General features: G+C 41.3%; 13 protein-coding genes. 5 read left to right on the forward strand and 8 right to left on the reverse strand.

Going from position 1 to position 16,160, the window contains the following annotated elements:
* Positions 1-47: 47 nt before the first annotated feature.
* The 3 genes from pyrH to rpsB all read right to left on the reverse strand — a co-directional run bounded on the left by pyrH (position 48) and on the right by rpsB (position 2,640).
* Positions 48-797 carry a UMP kinase gene (gene pyrH, locus AAGD16_RS10445; protein WP_016899281.1) on the reverse strand — a complete coding sequence of 250 codons (750 nt, stop codon included), beginning with the start codon at positions 795-797 and terminating at the stop codon, positions 48-50.
* 158 nt (positions 798-955) lie between these two features.
* Entirely contained in the window at positions 956-1,807 is an 852-nt protein-coding gene (gene tsf, locus AAGD16_RS10450; RefSeq protein WP_013465429.1) for a translation elongation factor Ts, read from the reverse strand.
* Between the two features lie 104 nt (positions 1,808-1,911).
* A complete protein-coding gene (gene rpsB / locus AAGD16_RS10455) occupies positions 1,912-2,640 on the reverse strand; it encodes a 30S ribosomal protein S2 (protein ID WP_013465430.1) in 729 nt (242 codons plus the stop codon).
* A gap of 272 nt (positions 2,641-2,912) precedes the next feature.
* Between rpsB and map the strand changes: the two genes are divergently transcribed.
* The 5 genes from map to AAGD16_RS10480 all read left to right on the forward strand — a co-directional run bounded on the left by map (position 2,913) and on the right by AAGD16_RS10480 (position 10,834).
* Positions 2,913-3,698, forward strand: a complete 786-nt coding sequence (gene map, locus AAGD16_RS10460) for a type I methionyl aminopeptidase (RefSeq protein WP_008467527.1) — start codon at positions 2,913-2,915, stop codon at positions 3,696-3,698.
* Positions 3,699-3,865: 167 nt separating this feature from the next.
* Positions 3,866-6,484: a [protein-PII] uridylyltransferase gene (gene glnD / locus AAGD16_RS10465; RefSeq protein ID WP_016899280.1), complete on the forward strand. Its 2,619-nt coding sequence runs from the start codon at positions 3,866-3,868 to the stop codon at positions 6,482-6,484.
* Between the two features lie 9 nt (positions 6,485-6,493).
* Positions 6,494-7,321: a 2,3,4,5-tetrahydropyridine-2,6-dicarboxylate N-succinyltransferase gene (dapD, locus tag AAGD16_RS10470; protein ID WP_013465432.1), complete on the forward strand. Its 828-nt coding sequence runs from the start codon at positions 6,494-6,496 to the stop codon at positions 7,319-7,321.
* Between the two features lie 236 nt (positions 7,322-7,557).
* Complete coding sequence (locus AAGD16_RS10475; RefSeq protein ID WP_058155040.1) at positions 7,558-8,574, forward strand: tetratricopeptide repeat protein; 1,017 nt, start codon at positions 7,558-7,560, stop codon at positions 8,572-8,574.
* 229 nt (positions 8,575-8,803) lie between these two features.
* Complete coding sequence (locus tag AAGD16_RS10480) at positions 8,804-10,834, forward strand: BCCT family transporter (RefSeq protein WP_377111601.1); 2,031 nt, start codon at positions 8,804-8,806, stop codon at positions 10,832-10,834.
* An 86-nt stretch (positions 10,835-10,920) separates the two neighbouring features.
* Here AAGD16_RS10480 and AAGD16_RS10485 read toward each other — a convergent pair whose 3' ends face one another.
* The 5 genes from AAGD16_RS10485 to AAGD16_RS10505 form a co-directional block, all read right to left on the reverse strand.
* Positions 10,921-11,265 (reverse strand): 4a-hydroxytetrahydrobiopterin dehydratase, encoded by a 345-nt coding sequence (locus AAGD16_RS10485; RefSeq protein WP_377111604.1) that lies wholly within the window; start codon positions 11,263-11,265, stop codon positions 10,921-10,923.
* 38 nt (positions 11,266-11,303) lie between these two features.
* Positions 11,304-12,101 carry a phenylalanine 4-monooxygenase gene (gene phhA / locus AAGD16_RS10490; protein WP_013465436.1) on the reverse strand — a complete coding sequence of 266 codons (798 nt, stop codon included), beginning with the start codon at positions 12,099-12,101 and terminating at the stop codon, positions 11,304-11,306.
* A 238-nt stretch (positions 12,102-12,339) separates the two neighbouring features.
* A complete protein-coding gene (megL, locus tag AAGD16_RS10495; protein WP_377111607.1) occupies positions 12,340-13,521 on the reverse strand; it encodes a methionine gamma-lyase in 1,182 nt (393 codons plus the stop codon).
* A 135-nt stretch (positions 13,522-13,656) separates the two neighbouring features.
* Positions 13,657-14,685: a TIGR01620 family protein gene (locus tag AAGD16_RS10500; protein WP_377111609.1), complete on the reverse strand. Its 1,029-nt coding sequence runs from the start codon at positions 14,683-14,685 to the stop codon at positions 13,657-13,659.
* On the reverse strand, positions 14,682-16,100 hold the full coding sequence (locus tag AAGD16_RS10505; protein ID WP_377111612.1) for a YcjX family protein: 1,419 nt from the start codon (positions 16,098-16,100) through the stop codon (positions 14,682-14,684). Before AAGD16_RS10505 ends, AAGD16_RS10500 begins: the two co-directional genes overlap by 4 nt.
* Between the last annotated feature and the right edge of the window lie 60 nt (positions 16,101-16,160).

Here is a 16,160-nt window from a genome sequence, read left to right on the forward strand (position 1 = left end):
CGCTTGCGCATCTTTTTGAATATCGTTAATCACGGTTTAATCCTAATCTAGTTACTAACTTCATCTGAGGCTTGTGAAGAAATAAGGGTTCCTTCTTCTTCACCCATTATTACGCGTTTTAATGCGCCTGATTTATTCATATTAAATACGCTCAATGGCATATTATGGTCGCGAGCTAATGTAAATGCCGCTAAATCCATTACTTTTAGTTCTTTATCAATAATTTCATTGTAGCTTAAGTGACGGTAAAGTGTCGCATCTGGGTTTTTAACCGGATCATCGCTAAATACACCATCTACTTTGGTTGCTTTAATTACTGTGTCAGCTTCAATTTCAATGCCACGTAAACACGCTGCAGAGTCAGTTGTAAAGAACGGGTTACCCGTACCGGCTGCAAAAATAACAACACGACCTGTTTTTAATAAGCTAATGGCTTCTGCCCAGTTATACGCATCACATACGCCATTTAAAGGAATGGCTGACATTAAACGACAATTTACAAATGCACGGTGCAACGCATCACGCATAGCAAGACCATTCATGACGGTTGCAAGCATACCCATGTGGTCGCCAACAACGCGGTTCATACCCGCTTCGGCTAGTGAGCCTCCACGTAAAAAGTTACCGCCACCAATAACTAAACCCACTTCTACGTCGAGTTCTACGAGCTCTTTAATTTCTTGTGCCATACGATCTAAAACTTTAGGGTCGATGCCGAAGCCTTCGTCTCCCATTAAAGCTTCACCACTTAATTTGAGAAGAACACGTCTAAAAATAGGTTTGCGATTGATAGTCATAGTTTTGGGGCCAACTTTTATTGAATTATGGATAAAAAATAACCGCGCTTATGTTAAACATAAAAGCGCGGTTATTTTAAAGAATTTCTAAGCGTGACGCAAAAGCAAATAGTACTTTAATTGCATCTATTTTCCTTTGGCATCACAAATAGCTAATCTTACTTAGCTTTAGCAGCTGCAATTTGAGCAGCAACTTCAGCAGCAAAATCTTCTTCTTTCTTCTCGATACCTGCACCAACTTCCATACGTACAAAGCCAGTAACTGTTGCGTTTTTCTCTTTAAGAATTTCGCCAACAGACTTTTTAGGTTCCATGATGAAAGCTTGACCAGTAAGAGAAACCTCACCAGTGAATTTTTTCATACGACCAACAACCATCTTCTCAGCGATTTCAGCAGGCTTGCCTTCATTCATCGCGATGTCGATTTGTACTTGCTTTTCTTTTTCAACAACATCAGCAGGTACGTCATCTGGTGTTAAGTAGTCTGGGTTTGAAGCAGCAACGTGCATTGCAACGTGCTTAAGTGTTTCTTCATCAGCAACACCTGCAACAACAACACCAATACGCTCGCCGTGACGGTACTCAACTAGTTGCTCACCAGTGATGTACTGAAGACGACGTACATTGATGTTTTCACCAATTTTAGTTACTAGCTCAACACGATCTTCTTCAAACTTAGCTTGTAAGTCTTCGATAGATGAAGTGTCAGCGATAGCAGCATCTGCAACTTTATTAGCAAATGCTAAGAAGCTTGCATCTTTAGCTACGAAGTCAGTTTGACAGTTAACTTCTACAAGTACTGCAACACCCGCGTTTTGCTTGATGATGATAGTACCTTCAGCAGCGATGTTACCTGCTTTTTTAGCAGCCTTTGCAGCACCGCTCTTACGCATGTTTTCAATCGCTAACTCGATGTCACCATCAGTCTCAGTTAACGCTTTTTTACAATCCATCATGCCAGCGCCAGTACGCTCGCGTAATTCTTTAACTAGGGCAGTAGTTACAGCCATTAGTAAATCCTCAAATCTGAAATCAGGTTTAGATAAGCGGGTTACCCGCTCCACAAGAATAGCAAGTCTTCACCTTTAAAAGATGAAGACTTGATGACAGCTAATTACTCAGCTTCTACGAAGTCATCTTTTTCAGCTTGAGCAACGATGTTACTCTCACGGCCTTCAGTGATCGCAGCTGCAACAGCACTAGTGTAAAGGTTGATTGCACGGATAGCATCATCGTTACCAGGTACGATGTAATCAACACCGTCTGGGTTAGAGTTAGTATCAACGATTGCAACAACTGGGATACCTAGGTTGTTAGCTTCACGGATAGCAATGTGCTCGTGGTCAGCATCGATTACAAAGATAGCGTCTGGAAGGCCACCCATGTTTTTAATACCACCAAGGCTTTTTTCAAGCTTGTCCATTTCACGAGTAAGCATTAACGCTTCTTTCTTAGTTAACTTCTCGAAAGTACCGTCTTGGCTTTGAGCTTCAAGGTCTTTAAGACGCTTGATTGATTGACGAACTGTTTTCCAGTTAGTCAACATGCCGCCTAACCAACGGTGGTTAACGAAGAATTGATCGCTTTGTAAAGCAGCTTCTTTTACTGCTTCGCTTGCTGCGCGCTTTGTACCAACGAAAAGAACTTTACCTTTGTTTGCAGCAGCACCAGATAAAAACTTAAGTGCAGTGTTGAACATTGGTACAGTTTGCTCAAGGTTGATGATATGTACACGGTTACGTGCGCCGAAGATGAAAGGTTTCATCTTAGGGTTCCAGTAACGTGCTTGGTGACCAAAGTGAACACCAGCTTGAAGCATATCGCGCATTGAAACGTTTGCCATTTTGTAAATCCTCTAAGTTGTTTAGGGTTAGGCCTCCACATATCCCATAGCACCAACACCGCAGTTAAATGAAACTGAAATGCACCCAAGTGTATGTGACGATACGTGTGTGTGTTAAAATAAAATTGTGTTTGCCTTAAATACAAAAAATCATTTAAGAATTTATTTGTAAAAAGACGGCGCGCTTTATACCATATTAAAATTAAATACTCAACGTCTCGTGCAAAAATTGTGCGACGATAATCATCTAAAAACGCAACTTTGGAGCCTCAATGAGCGCTGTGATTAAGACCCCTGAAGAAATCGAGAAAATGCGTGTAGCCGGCCGTTTGGCTGCTGATGTGCTAGAAATGATCGAACCACATGTGGTACCAGGTATCACCACCGATGAGCTAAATACAATTTGTCATGATTATATTGTTAATGTGCAAGATGCCGTTCCTGCTCCTCTTAATTATCATGGTTTTCCAAAATCAATTTGTACCTCGGTAAATCATGTAATTTGTCACGGAATTCCGAACGACAAAGCATTAAAAGACGGTGACAGTGTCAATATTGACATTACTGTTATTAAAGATGGTTACCATGGTGATACTTCAAAAATGTTCCATGTTGGCACACCTAACATTCAAGGCAAACGCCTTGCAGAAGTGACTCAAGAAAGTCTTTACCTTGCCATTAAAATGGTAAAACCGGGTGTTCGCCTTGGTGATATTGGTGCAGCTATTCAAAAATATGCAGAGAGCTTTAATTACTCTATCGTACGTGAATACTGCGGGCACGGTATTGGCAGTGAATTTCATGAAGAACCACAGGTAATGCACTACGGAAAACCAGGTACAGGCGAAACATTAAAAGCCGGTATGTGTTTAACAATCGAGCCCATGGTCAATGCAGGCAAACGCCAATGTAAATTACTAAAAGACGACTGGACTGTGGTAACAAAAGACCGTAGTTTATCAGCTCAGTGGGAACATACCTTACTGGTAACTGAAAATGGTGTTGAAATTTTAACACTACGATCAGATGATACTATCGATAGAATCATCGAGCACTAATAGTAGTGTGTGCTTAATCATAGTAATAACAGGCTTTAGCCTGCGTACAGATTAAGTGGTTTGCTGCAAAGGGAAATAACATGATTTATTCCCTTTGCAGCAAACACAGTATAAAAATAACTTAATCCAAGACTTATAATGCAGTCCATATATAGGAGCCAGCCTAAGTGGCATTACCTAACAAAGTAAAAAAGTTGCTCAATGATGCTCAGCAACTTAGCGAATACCGCGATTGCTCCGCCTATTTTTATAAATGGTTGCATAATGAATTCTCAAAACAACCCGTTGGTAATCTAATAAACGCCCGTGCAGAATTTATAGACCGGTTACTGATTAAACTCTTTCATGTTTTCGATTTAGCCCACGAGCCAGATCTCGCTTTAATTGCTGTAGGAGGTTATGGTCGCGGTGAACTTCATCCCTACTCCGACATTGACTTTTTACTGCTTGTTACCCAGCAACCCAATGACGATATTTGCGAAAAAATTGGCCAGTTTGTCACTATGCTATGGGATCTTAATTTAGAAATAGGTCACAGTGTACGCACCATTGAACAAGCCATAGAGCAAAAACGTGAAGATGTTACCTTTGCCACCAGCCTACTAGAAAGCCGATTAATTTTCGGCAACCATATTGAATTCGAAAAGCTCAAAAGTCACCTCATCGAAAGGCCTGTATGGGGCTCTGGAGAGTTCTTTGTTGCAAAAGTACAAGAGCAAAATTTACGCCATAAAAAATGTCATGGTACGGCTTATAATCTAGAGCCTAATATAAAAGAAAATCCAGGCGGGCTGCGCGATTTACAAACCATTATTTGGGTTGCAAAAAAACACTTTAGAGCCGAAACCCTGCAAGAGCTGATAAATCACGGCTACCTAACTCACGAAGAATACCAAGAACTGTTAGAGTGCCTTGAAAATTTATGGAATATTCGCTTTGCTTTGCATTTAGCCGCGGGTCGCTCAGAAAACCGTTTATTGTTTGATCACCAGCCGCAAGCGGCTGAAATTTTGGGTTTTGGTAGTGATGGAAAAGCCTCTGTTGAGCGCATGATGAAACGCTTGTTCAGAATAATGAGCCGGGTGCGTGAACTTAATCAAATGCTACTTTCGTACTTTGAGCAAAGTATTTCGCCAGACAGCAGCCAAGCCACCGTTGAAGAGCTTGACCGCAATTTTGAACGCGTGGGCCATCAAATTCGGGTAAAAAGTCCGTCAGTATTTTTTAGGCGTGACCAACTTTTTGTATTATTTGAGCACATTGCTGATCACCCAGAAATTACCCATATATACCCAAGTACCATTCGAACTATCCGCCAAGTACGTCGTCGCTTATTAGGTGACTTACAAGATTATGCCGCGTGCCGCGAAGCTTTTTTACGCATTATAAAGCACCCTAACGGCATGGGCCGTGCGTTTACGCTGATGCATAAGCACGGCATGATTGCGGCTTACCTTCCGCAGTGGCGCAATATTTTTGGCCAAATGCAGTTTGATTTGTTTCATGCCTATACCGTAGATGAACATACCCATAAATTAATTAATAATATTTACCAATACTTCGATAAAACCAGCATTAGTGACTTTCCAATTTGCAGTGAAATAGTTACGCGCATGGATAAACCCGAATTACTGTATTTGGCTGGTATTTTTCATGATATTGCTAAGGGGCGTGGTGGCGATCACTCAGAGCTGGGCGCTGTTGATGCCATAGCGTTTTCAAAGCTGCATGGCTTTGCCTCTTCAGATGGTAAGCTCATAGCGTGGTTGGTAAGCAACCACTTACTTATGTCGGTAACTGCGCAACGTAAAGATATTAACGACCCCGATGTAATAAAAGATTTTGCATCGCGAGTAAAAACCGAACGCCAACTCGATTACCTCTATTGTTTAACCGTGGCTGATATTCGAGCCACCAATGACAACCTATGGAATGACTGGAAAAACACGCTGCTGCGCGAGCTTTATTTGCACACACAGCGCGCCTTGCGCCTCGGGCTTGAAAACCCAATGGATCAACGCGACCAAATTCGTGATAAAAAGCACCAAGCTAAGCAACGCCTGCTTAATTTGCATTATCACGAGGAGCAAATTGACTTAATTTGGAGCCGTTTTAAAGCAAATTACTTTACCGCTTTTAGTGAGCAACAAATTTCTTGGCATACTGAGCACTTACTCAAGTGCACTGATTTAAGCCAGCCCAGTGTTATCGTTTCTAATAAAGCGATGCATGGCGGTACCCAAGTGTTTGCTTATAGCCCCTATTCAGGTGCTCTCTTTGCTCGACTGGTAAGTGTTATTGGCTCTAAAAAAGCGCAAATTCAGCACGCCCAAGTACTGACCACCAAAGATGGCTACGTACTGTTCAACTTTGTTATTTTAGAAGTTAACGGCGATCCGATTGCCAGTAGCCGCGCACAATCGATTAAACGCGGATTAGAGCAAGCGCTTCATGATCCACGTAAAAAAATACGCTTTAAAAAGAGCCGATCACAGCGTTTTAAAGACTTTAATATTAAACCTAAAATTGTACTGCGCCCGCACCCTCGTAAGGATCGTAGCTTAATAGAAATTCAAGCGGTTGATATACCTGGACTATTAACTAAAATAGCCGAGGTTTTTCAAGCTTACTTACTCCACATACATGCCGCACGTATTACCACGGTAGGCGAACGTGCAGAAGATTTCTTTGTGGTATCAAATAACGAATATCAAGCGCTGACTGATGAAGAGCAAGCAAAAATTCATCAGGCATTACGTAAAAAACTCAACGCCGAAATTGAATAAGAGGACACTATGTCAGATTTAAAAACCATGATTGAAAATGCGTGGGATAACCGCGACAGCATTAGCCCTGCTACAGTATCAAGCGATGTTAAACAAGCGATTATAGATGCGCTTGAGCTATTAGATAGCGGCGCTGCTCGCGTTGCAGAGAAAATTTCAGGCGAATGGGTTGTTCACCAGTGGCTTAAAAAAGCAGTACTACTTTCATTTAGAATTCGTGAAAATCAGCCAATGAACGACGGCGTAAACCAATTTTACGATAAAGTACCGCTTAAATTTAGCGACTACACGCCGGAGCAATTTCAGCAAGGCGGCATGCGTGTCGTACCCAACGCCGTTGCTCGTAAAGGCAGCTTTGTAGGTAAAAATGTCGTATTAATGCCATCGTACGTAAACATAGGTGCATTTGTTGACGATGGCACCATGGTTGATACATGGGCGACAGTGGGCTCATGTGCTCAAATTGGCAAGAACGTACACTTATCTGGCGGCGTAGGCATAGGCGGCGTTTTAGAGCCGTTACAAGCCAATCCTACCATCATTGAAGACAACTGTTTTATTGGCGCACGTTCAGAAATTGTTGAAGGCGTAATTGTTGAAGAAGGCGCCGTTATTTCAATGGGGGTTTACATTAGCCAAAGTACCCGTATTTACGACCGTGAAACCGGTGAAATTCACTATGGCCGTGTGCCTGCCGGCGCTGTTGTGGTTCCAGGTGCACTGCCTTCAAAAGATGGCAGCCATAGCTTGTATGCGGCTATTATTGTGAAAAAAGTAGATAAACAAACTCGCGAAAAAGTGGGCATTAATGCCCTACTGCGCTCGATTGATGAGTAATACGGTGCTTGGGTTGAGTGAAACGAAACCCAACGATACTTTTAAAGTTAAGTACTTTAGCTAAACTTTAATTGAATCTTTAAAAGCCTTAAACCCTTCTGGGTTTAAGGCTTTTTTGTTTTTTAGCTATAGCAGATAGCCACATCGTTGAGTATGCTCATCGCAATTGCGTTGCTTTGTTAGATGCCTACAACTATAGTGAATTAACGCATAGTTCGATTGTCGAGGTTAAGTTGTTGCGGCTTTTTGTAATAAGTTGGTTGATATTATTATGTTCAAAACACGTCTTTGCTAATGACTTCAATACCTTTGAAAAAAAATTAGACGAAGCCGAAGATTATCTTACTGTTAATCCAGCTCAATCTATTACTATTTTAGAAAACCTCACAGGGTTACAACTCATGCCGCCAGAATTATTTATCCGCTGGCACCTTATCTATGCCCGTACAGCAGTACCTACAAGTCACTATGACGAGCTTTATACATCGATTGACGCAATATTTCAGCATCATCAAACTGACTATTTCAAACAAAAACTGACCACCATTATGAGTGCCTTGGGAATATGGCTTCGCCATGCAGAATATTTAGACGATGCCCAGTACTCATTTAAATGTGCTTACAAATATGCGCAAAACGATCGTCAACGCTTAACACTCACCAACAGTATGGCATTGGTTGCTCGCTCGCAAGATGACTTTGCAAAAGCGCGTGCCTTGTACCTTGATAGCCATAAAATCACCACACAATTACAGCTTCCCAATGTAACTGCACTGATAGAAAGTAACTTAGGTTATTTAGCCCTAGATGAGGGCAATATACCCGAAGCTGAGCGCTATTTTAGAAGTGCATTAAGTAATAACCAAAACATTGATAAACGCGCGGGGCAAATCTCAACCGGACTTAATTTATTAATGGTTTTTTTGATTCAAGAGCAGCAAATTAATTTTGAGCGACTCTATAGCCCAACGGCCACATTAACCCATGCCTTTCCCAATGAAGCGAAACAAGCATTACTTTTTTGGCTTGAAATAGGCTACAAAAATTTGACTGGGGGTTTTATAAGCCAAAAAGACAAACAACAGTTACAAACAGCGTATGAGCAATTAGAAAGCGATAAAATGAAACAACTGGTCGCGCGCTATTTAGCCAACAAGCTAGATGTAGCTGTAACCTTACCCGCCCCTATTGTCGCTAAGGACTTTACCAGCCCTTGGTTTGAGCTGGTAAAGCAATGTGATTGGAAACGCTAAGACTCGATTTAGTCCTTAGCCTATATAAGGCTATACCTCTCTAAAATAAATACTTTAATACTCTCACATCAACTTTCTCTTACTTTCTTTTTAAAACCAAGCTGCTGTAAATATTAACTTTAATTTAAAAAAGTATCGTTTTTAAGCTGCAAAATTAGCCAACCCTAGTGAATTTATAATAAGGTAGTCAGGCATACTTGAAAGTTAGCAATTAATATTAAGGATTAATATGACAAAAACTGCTTTACGCTCAACCATTTTGCTACCTGTATTTTTGCCCGCCGTATTTATTATTCTACTTTTGGTAATTGGTACAAGTAGTAACCCTGAACTCGCTGGTCAGGCATTTAGTGTTGCCCTTGCGTGGATTACTGAAACCTTTGGCTGGTTTTATATGTTGTCTGTCGCTATTTTTTTGGTATTTATTGTCTCGGTCGCGGCTTCTAGCTGGGGGAATATAAAACTAGGCCCCGATCATGCACAGCCGCAATACAGCTTTGGTGAATGGTTTGCCATGCTCTTTTCTGCCGGTTATGGCGTGGCACTGCTTTATTTTGGTGTTGCTGAACCTGTGCTGCATTACGCATCCCCGCCATCGGGAGCGGCTGAAACCGTTGATGCCGCCAAGCAGGCAATGCAAATTGCCTTTTTCCATTGGGGATTTCATATTTGGGCTATCTATGGAATTGTTGGTTTAGTGCTGGCTTATTTTGCATTTCGCCATGGCTTACCACTGTCTATTCGCTCTGCCTTGTATCCACTTATTGGCGATAAAATTTATGGCCCAATCGGCCATACTGTGGATGTATTTGCCATATTAGGTACTTTGTTTGGTATTGCCACTACACTAGGGCTTTCGGTGACTCAAATAAATGCTGGCCTACATTATTTATGGCCAAACATCCCTATTAATACCACAGTGCAAATTACAGCCATTGCCGTAATTACTGCGGCAGCAACACTCTCAGTGGTGGCCGGTATGGATAAAGGGGTCAAGCGATTATCAATTGTGAATATGACCTTAGCGGTTTCACTAATGGCTTTTGTGTTTTTCATTGGCCCGACTATCCATATTCTAGAATCATTTTTACAAAATACCGGCAGTTACCTAAGCGGCATTATTGAACGTACCTTTAATTTACAGGCATACAGCCGCAGTGATTGGATTGGTAACTGGACCTTATTTATATTTGGCTGGACGATTGCGTGGGCACCGTTTGTGGGTATGTTCATCGCAAAAATTAGCCGTGGTAGAACCATCCGACAATTTGTTGTTGGGGTAATGTTAGTTCCCACTATTTTTACCTTTTTATGGTTTTCAGTCTTTGGTGATACCGCACTTAACTTAATTATGAATGAGGGATTTGATACCCTTATTGGCGATGTACAAGCAAATCATGCCGTCGCATTATTTCAATTATTTGAAGTGTTACCACTGTCATTTTTCATTTCACTGCTCACTGTCATTTTGATCATAACTTTTTTTGTTACATCATCTGATTCAGGCTCTTTAGTCATTGATTCACTCGCCTCTGGAGGAAGCATTAATACGCCGGCTTGGCAACGCGTGTTTTGGGCGGTACTTGAAGGTGCTGTGGCGGCTGTTTTATTAGTGGCAGGCGGACTAAGTGCGCTGCAAACCATGACCATAGCCAGTGCCTTACCCTTTGCTATTATTATGCTAATTGCCACGGCGGGGCTTTGGCGAGCTCTAAAAATTGAAGGCCATCGAGACACCAGCTTGCAAGCACATACACTTAATAGCCGTAACATTAACTTGTCTCACTGGAAGCGTCGTTTAGCGGCTATGGTCAATTACCCTAATAAAGAAAAAGTACATACTTTTATTGGTAGCGTGGTAGTTAAGGCAATGAAAGCCGTACAAGCAGAATTGAAATCTAGACAATGGCATGCAGTGGTGGAATTTGATACGGATTTAGGCCGCGCTCATTTAACGGTACTGCGCCATGAACATGTGGATTTTGTTTATGATATTCGCCTTACCGAGCATCCTATGCCAAGCTTTGCTTACTCAGAGCTAAAGCCTGATAACAACGATGCTGAAAAGTATTATAAGGCCGACGTGTTTTTACGTCGCGGTGGTCTGTCATACGATGTTTATGGCTACACTGAAGATGATATTGTGAAAGATATTCTTGACCAATTTGAGAACTACTTACACTTTCTAGGTAATAGCCCAGGCGAACTTCCTTGGGATATGGCCGAACATGATGACATGTTAAATACCGATAAAGCTTAACGGATACAGCCAGTATTGGTAAAAACGGTAATTAAAAATAAAAAAGGCACTGTAAAGTGCCTTTTTATTTACTCAAATCTAATTAATTACAGCGCGTTAAATACATCGTCTGTTTTAGCGGCACAAATAAAATCGTTTTTGTGCAAACCTTTAATTGAATGGCTCCACCAAGTAACAGTTACTTTACCCCATTCGGTTAATAGACCAGGGTGATGGCCTTCGTCTTCAGCCATATCGCCAACTTTATTAGTAAATGCAATGGCTTGCTTAAAGTTTTTAAACTTATAAACGCGCTCTAATTGCATAATACCGTCGCGTACTTCCGGCACCCAATCAGGGATTTTTTTAATTAATTCAGCCAATTCTACATCTGATACTTTTGGAGCATCTGCATGACAGGCTTCACATTTTTGTTCACTTAATGAAGACATTTTAAATCCTTAATTCTAGTGTTACTTTTATTAAAAAACTAACTAGCTAATTTTTCTTTTGGGGGAAATTTCGGCTCGTGTAAACCAAGCGCCTTAGCTTGCTCAACTAAAGTCATTATATCCATTTGCGATATTTCAAACAGATCATGAATCGAATTAATGGTGTAGTACAGCGGCTGCATAATATCAATACGGTATGGCGTGCGCAGCACATCTAGCACATTCATTGGATTAATTTCTGGTGTATCTGAATACACGTATTGGGTTTCTCCTGGGCTTGATAAAATACCGCCCCCGTAAATACGTAATCCTTTTTCAGTTTGCATCAAACCAAATTCGACCGTAAACCAATACATGCGCGCTAAATAAACGCGGTCTTTTTTCTCTGCCGCGTAACCTAGTTGCCCGTACTTATGCGTAAATTCAGCAAAGTCAGGATTTGTTAGCATGGCACAGTGGCCGAATATTTCATGAAAAATATCGGGCTCTTGTAAATAATCAAATTCTTCACGGCTACGAATAAACGTAGCAACAGGAAACTGCTTGTTGGCCAGTAGTCTAAAAAACTCATCAAAGTCGATAAGTGCAGGTACAGGTGCTACTTGCCAACCTGTTGTTGCCAATAGCACTTCGTTTAGCTCACTTAGCTGTGGAATACGATCATGCGGTAGATTAATTTTTTTTAACCCTTCCATGTACTCGTCACAGGCTTTGCCTTCAATGCACGCAAGTTGGCGTGCTACAAGCTCAGACCAAATTTTATTTTCTTCATCGCTCCAATGTATAACGCCATTTTCATCTGGTGTTTTAGAGGTGTAATTACTTGCTTTAGCCATAAATACCTTCTTTGGGTTTAAACCCTAAATCGGTGTCAAAATAATAGCCACGTGCTCGGCTATTCGATGTAGTCATACTATGCAAAAGTGAACAAAAGTTTAATAGGTTGACTCAGATCAATACTTTCGCATATTGCACAGATAGTAAATTTATAATTACACCAAAGCAAAGATAAAAACACACCCTATACTTAACGGCACTTACAGATCGAAAATACTGTAAACAATAAATTACACGTTACGATATTTTAGTAAATGCTTGGTTGAGATCGTTAATAATATCATTAACATCTTCAAGCCCAACAGATAAGCGAATTAAACCATCACTAATTCCGGCTGCTAATCTTTCTTCCGGTGTGTAAGGCGAATGGGTCATCGATGCAGGGTGTTGAATAAGTGTTTCTGCATCGCCTAAGCTAACCGCTAAAGTACATAGCTTCATGCTATCAATAAACTGCTCACCGTCGGTTAAACTCCCTTTAATTTCAAAAGCAATAACACCGCCAGCAGCTTTCATTTGCTTACCAATAAACCGATAACCTGGGTGCGACTTCAGTCCCGGATAGTACACTTTACTCACTTGAGGGTGAGCCTCTAAATATTCAGCAATTGTTTGCGCACTCTGACAATGACGCTCTACCCGTATAGCTAATGTTTTTAAACCTCGATTAATTAACCATGCATCGTGTGGGCTAATCGTCGCGCCTATATCTTTTAACACCGTCATTTTAATATGTGTAATGTGCTCAAGGGATCCACACACAATACCTGCGACTACATCGCCGTGACCATTTAAATACTTGGTAGCACTGTGCATAATAATATCGATGCCGTATTGTTTAGGTGACTGTAGCAGCGGCGTTAAAAAGGTATTGTCGACCACACTTATTAAATTATGCTGTTTTGCTACATTACCAATAAGTGCTAAATCAATAACAGCCATCGTTGGGTTTATCGGGGTTTCTGCAAATATCATTTTTGAGTTTGGCTTTATTGCAGCACGTAACTCATCTTCATTGGTCATATCCACAAAGGTGACTTCAATGCCCCAACGCGGCAACATATGCGCAAAAAAAGCAAAGGTGCAACCATAAAGCGCACTCGATGCAACTAAGTGATCGCCTTGTGATAAAAAGCTCAGTACCGAAGCCGATACCGCTCCCATACCTGTAGCCGTTGCCGCTGCAGCCTCACAGCCCTCTAATTGCGCCACTTTTTGTTCAAGTTCAGTGGTGGTAGGGTTACCCAAACGCGTATAAATATAACCTGGCTCATCGCCAGCAAACCGTGCAGCACCCTGCGCAGCATTTTCAAAATGAAATGTCGATGTTTGGTATAATGGCGAGGTTAATGCGCCATGGGGATCATTGGCTTTTTGTGGGCCATGAATACATTGGGTGTGTGGATGATGCTTGCTCATTGTGTGCTCTCGTTTTTATTATGTGTGTCAATTACATAAATAAAACGCACCGCACTTTAAATCACAAGCATGCCGGATGCTCAGATGGCTATTTGTGCAAACTTTACTCAAAAAGCTGTACACAAATATTGCCAACTATTTACTCTCCGCTCTCTTAGTGCGACTCATAATTTTACTCGCAATCCCTTGAACAGTGCCTTTTAACAAGCTGCGTTTATTTTCAAGACGCGGTAAGGGTCGGCTTAATTCCATGGCTTTATAGCCTATACGTGCTGTAAATATACCCGCACTGACGCCTTGCGCGGCTCGCCCTGAAAGTTTGCCTAATAGCTCAGCACTAAGTGCCGTGGCAGCTAAATCAGATACAAGCTCTGCACTACCTACAAACATGACTTGTTTTAACAGCATTCGATAGAGTTTAATACGACTGGCGTAACCAAAACCAATGCCATAAATTTTACCTATTTGTTCAATTAATTTTGTACCGCGCCATAACACCGCTATCATATCCACCAGCGCAAGAGGGCTTAATGCGACTAATAAGGCTGACTCTGTTGCAAAGCGGTTTATAAGCTTTTTAGCTTGGGTGTCTTGCGTTACCAGTAGGCTATTAGCGTAAAGTGTCATTATTTCTTTATCACTATGGTGCGTAGCAACTTGGTTTTTAAAGTTTTCAAAATTGTCTAACTGCTGGTGCTTGTTCAATTTTTCAAGCCAAGGGAGTGCACCACCCACTTGCTCACTGTTTAATAACCTATCGGCTTCATGGCGATGCAGCTGATTACGCTTTAAACTGCGCAACATCCGATACTCTCGCCATAACAATCTTGTTATTAATAACACACCGCTTACCACAGCGGTTAAATAAACACTGCCCAAAATAAGCGATTGCTGATAAGTAAGCACAATAGAAAACCCAAACTCTAGCAGTACTAAAATAATAAAGCTGAGCGCAAACAAGCCTTTGAGCGTTTGCCATTTTGACTTTTTATACACCGGCTCTAAATCAACTTCAGGCTCAAGCGCATCATCCTCAAGCTCAGAGATGTAATCACTTTGTCCGTGTTCAATAATTTTAGCGGGTGTTAACGCAGGCTCGTTTTGCTCAATATTTTGTGCATTAATACGACGCCCTGCTTGAAACTGTTGCGTTGACTCACTCATGTTAATTTGTCTCCTAGCAGGTACTGCATCACATGATCTAATCGAATATGTTTAAGTTGCTTGTCGGGGCTTGGCATCGGCGAAAATGACAAAAATTCAAACCCTTGCGCTGGCCACTCACTTTTATTAAGCATTCTACTTGGCGGCTCTGGTGGTAAATAAGTCAGCCACTCATGCTCATTTAAAGGTTTACCGTAAACGCAATCAAGGGTTTGACCTTTATCAACCACTTGGCGAGGTTGGGTTGCGGTAATTGATGACATAGCCATAGTTTCAATTTGTACACCATCAAACTTTAAATGATTACTTTGCTCTTTAACCAGCGAGTCTAGTAACAAGGCTAACGCTTTATGATGCTTAGCACTGATGTGATCTGACTTATTAGCCGCAAACAATATTTTATCAATATTCGGTTTGAATAAACGTTTAAAAAAGCCAGACTCCCCATAACTAAAATGTGCCAACAATTGATTAATAACACGGCTTTGCTCATGCAACGTTTCATGGCCTTCATTTAATGCACTGAGTACATCAACCAACACAATTTGGCGGTCAAAATGACGAAAATGCTCATTATAAAATGGCTTAACGACTTCTTTCACGTAAGCATTAAAACGTTTAATTAAATGCGCTAAATTAGAACCGGCCACCACATCGTCTTTAATTTTTTCAGGATTAATTGGAAAAAATAACAATAACGGCGCACCTTGCAAGTCGCCCGGCATTAACATTCGCCCTGGTTGTAACATCGCAAGTTTGGTGTCTTTTTTTAGCCCTACCAGCATGCGTTGATAAAGTTGTGCAATGTTAGCAAGCTCACTTTCATCCACAGGCGCATGTAAATTAAGTTGCTCTACGGCGTGTAAAAAATCGCCTGAGGTAGCGCTGCGAGGAGACTGATTTAATAATGGGTATTGCTGTTCACACCACGCAGTATAGCTTTGTTCAAGCATAGGTAAATCGAGCAGCCATTCGCCTGGGTAGTCAATAATATCTAGGTATAACGTTGATTGCGGTGAAAAATGACCTCGCAGACCTGCATTACTTTGGTATTTAATCGCCAAGCGCAGGGTATTTATTCGCTCTGTAGACGCCGGCCAAGCAGGGTCGCCTTCCATTGGCAGTAAAGCATTTATTGCACGGTTATAGTCAAAGGTGGGCACGTTTAATGCCTCTTGCGGCACAATTTTAGTGGCAATATGACGATGCTCGCGCATCACATCAAAAAAAGGTAAGTTGTTGTCATTCGCCTGAGAGGTTAAGTGCTTAACTAACGCACTGATAAACGCGGTTTTACCACTGCCGCTCAACCCCGTTACGGCAAGCTTAACATGTTGGTCTAAACTACGGTGCAGGGCTTTTTGTGCTTTGCCTTTAAAGGTTTTAAAGGTCTTTTTTGCAAATGATTGGCTCATAAAGTGTTTTGCACCCTATCTGCCGTAATTGTTCACGTTACAAACAAGGTGCCTATCAAT

Source organism: Pseudoalteromonas sp. M58 (assembly GCF_042604605.1).
Lineage (GTDB): Bacteria > Pseudomonadota > Gammaproteobacteria > Enterobacterales > Alteromonadaceae > Pseudoalteromonas > Pseudoalteromonas tetraodonis.

Coding starts and splice junctions, on each gene's coding strand:
- pyrH (WP_016899281.1), bottom strand. CDS start 797: ATGACTATCAATCGCAAACCTATTTTTAGACGTGTTCTTCTCAAATTA.
- tsf (WP_013465429.1), bottom strand. CDS start 1,807: ATGGCTGTAACTACTGCCCTAGTTAAAGAATTACGCGAGCGTACTGGC.
- rpsB (WP_013465430.1), bottom strand. CDS start 2,640: ATGGCAAACGTTTCAATGCGCGATATGCTTCAAGCTGGTGTTCACTTT.
- map (WP_008467527.1), top strand. CDS start 2,913: ATGAGCGCTGTGATTAAGACCCCTGAAGAAATCGAGAAAATGCGTGTA.
- dapD (WP_013465432.1), top strand. CDS start 6,494: ATGTCAGATTTAAAAACCATGATTGAAAATGCGTGGGATAACCGCGAC.
- AAGD16_RS10480 (WP_377111601.1), top strand. CDS start 8,804: ATGACAAAAACTGCTTTACGCTCAACCATTTTGCTACCTGTATTTTTG.
- AAGD16_RS10485 (WP_377111604.1), bottom strand. CDS start 11,265: ATGTCTTCATTAAGTGAACAAAAATGTGAAGCCTGTCATGCAGATGCT.
- phhA (WP_013465436.1), bottom strand. CDS start 12,101: ATGGCTAAAGCAAGTAATTACACCTCTAAAACACCAGATGAAAATGGC.
- megL (WP_377111607.1), bottom strand. CDS start 13,521: ATGAGCAAGCATCATCCACACACCCAATGTATTCATGGCCCACAAAAA.
- AAGD16_RS10500 (WP_377111609.1), bottom strand. CDS start 14,685: ATGAGTGAGTCAACGCAACAGTTTCAAGCAGGGCGTCGTATTAATGCA.
- AAGD16_RS10505 (WP_377111612.1), bottom strand. CDS start 16,100: ATGAGCCAATCATTTGCAAAAAAGACCTTTAAAACCTTTAAAGGCAAA.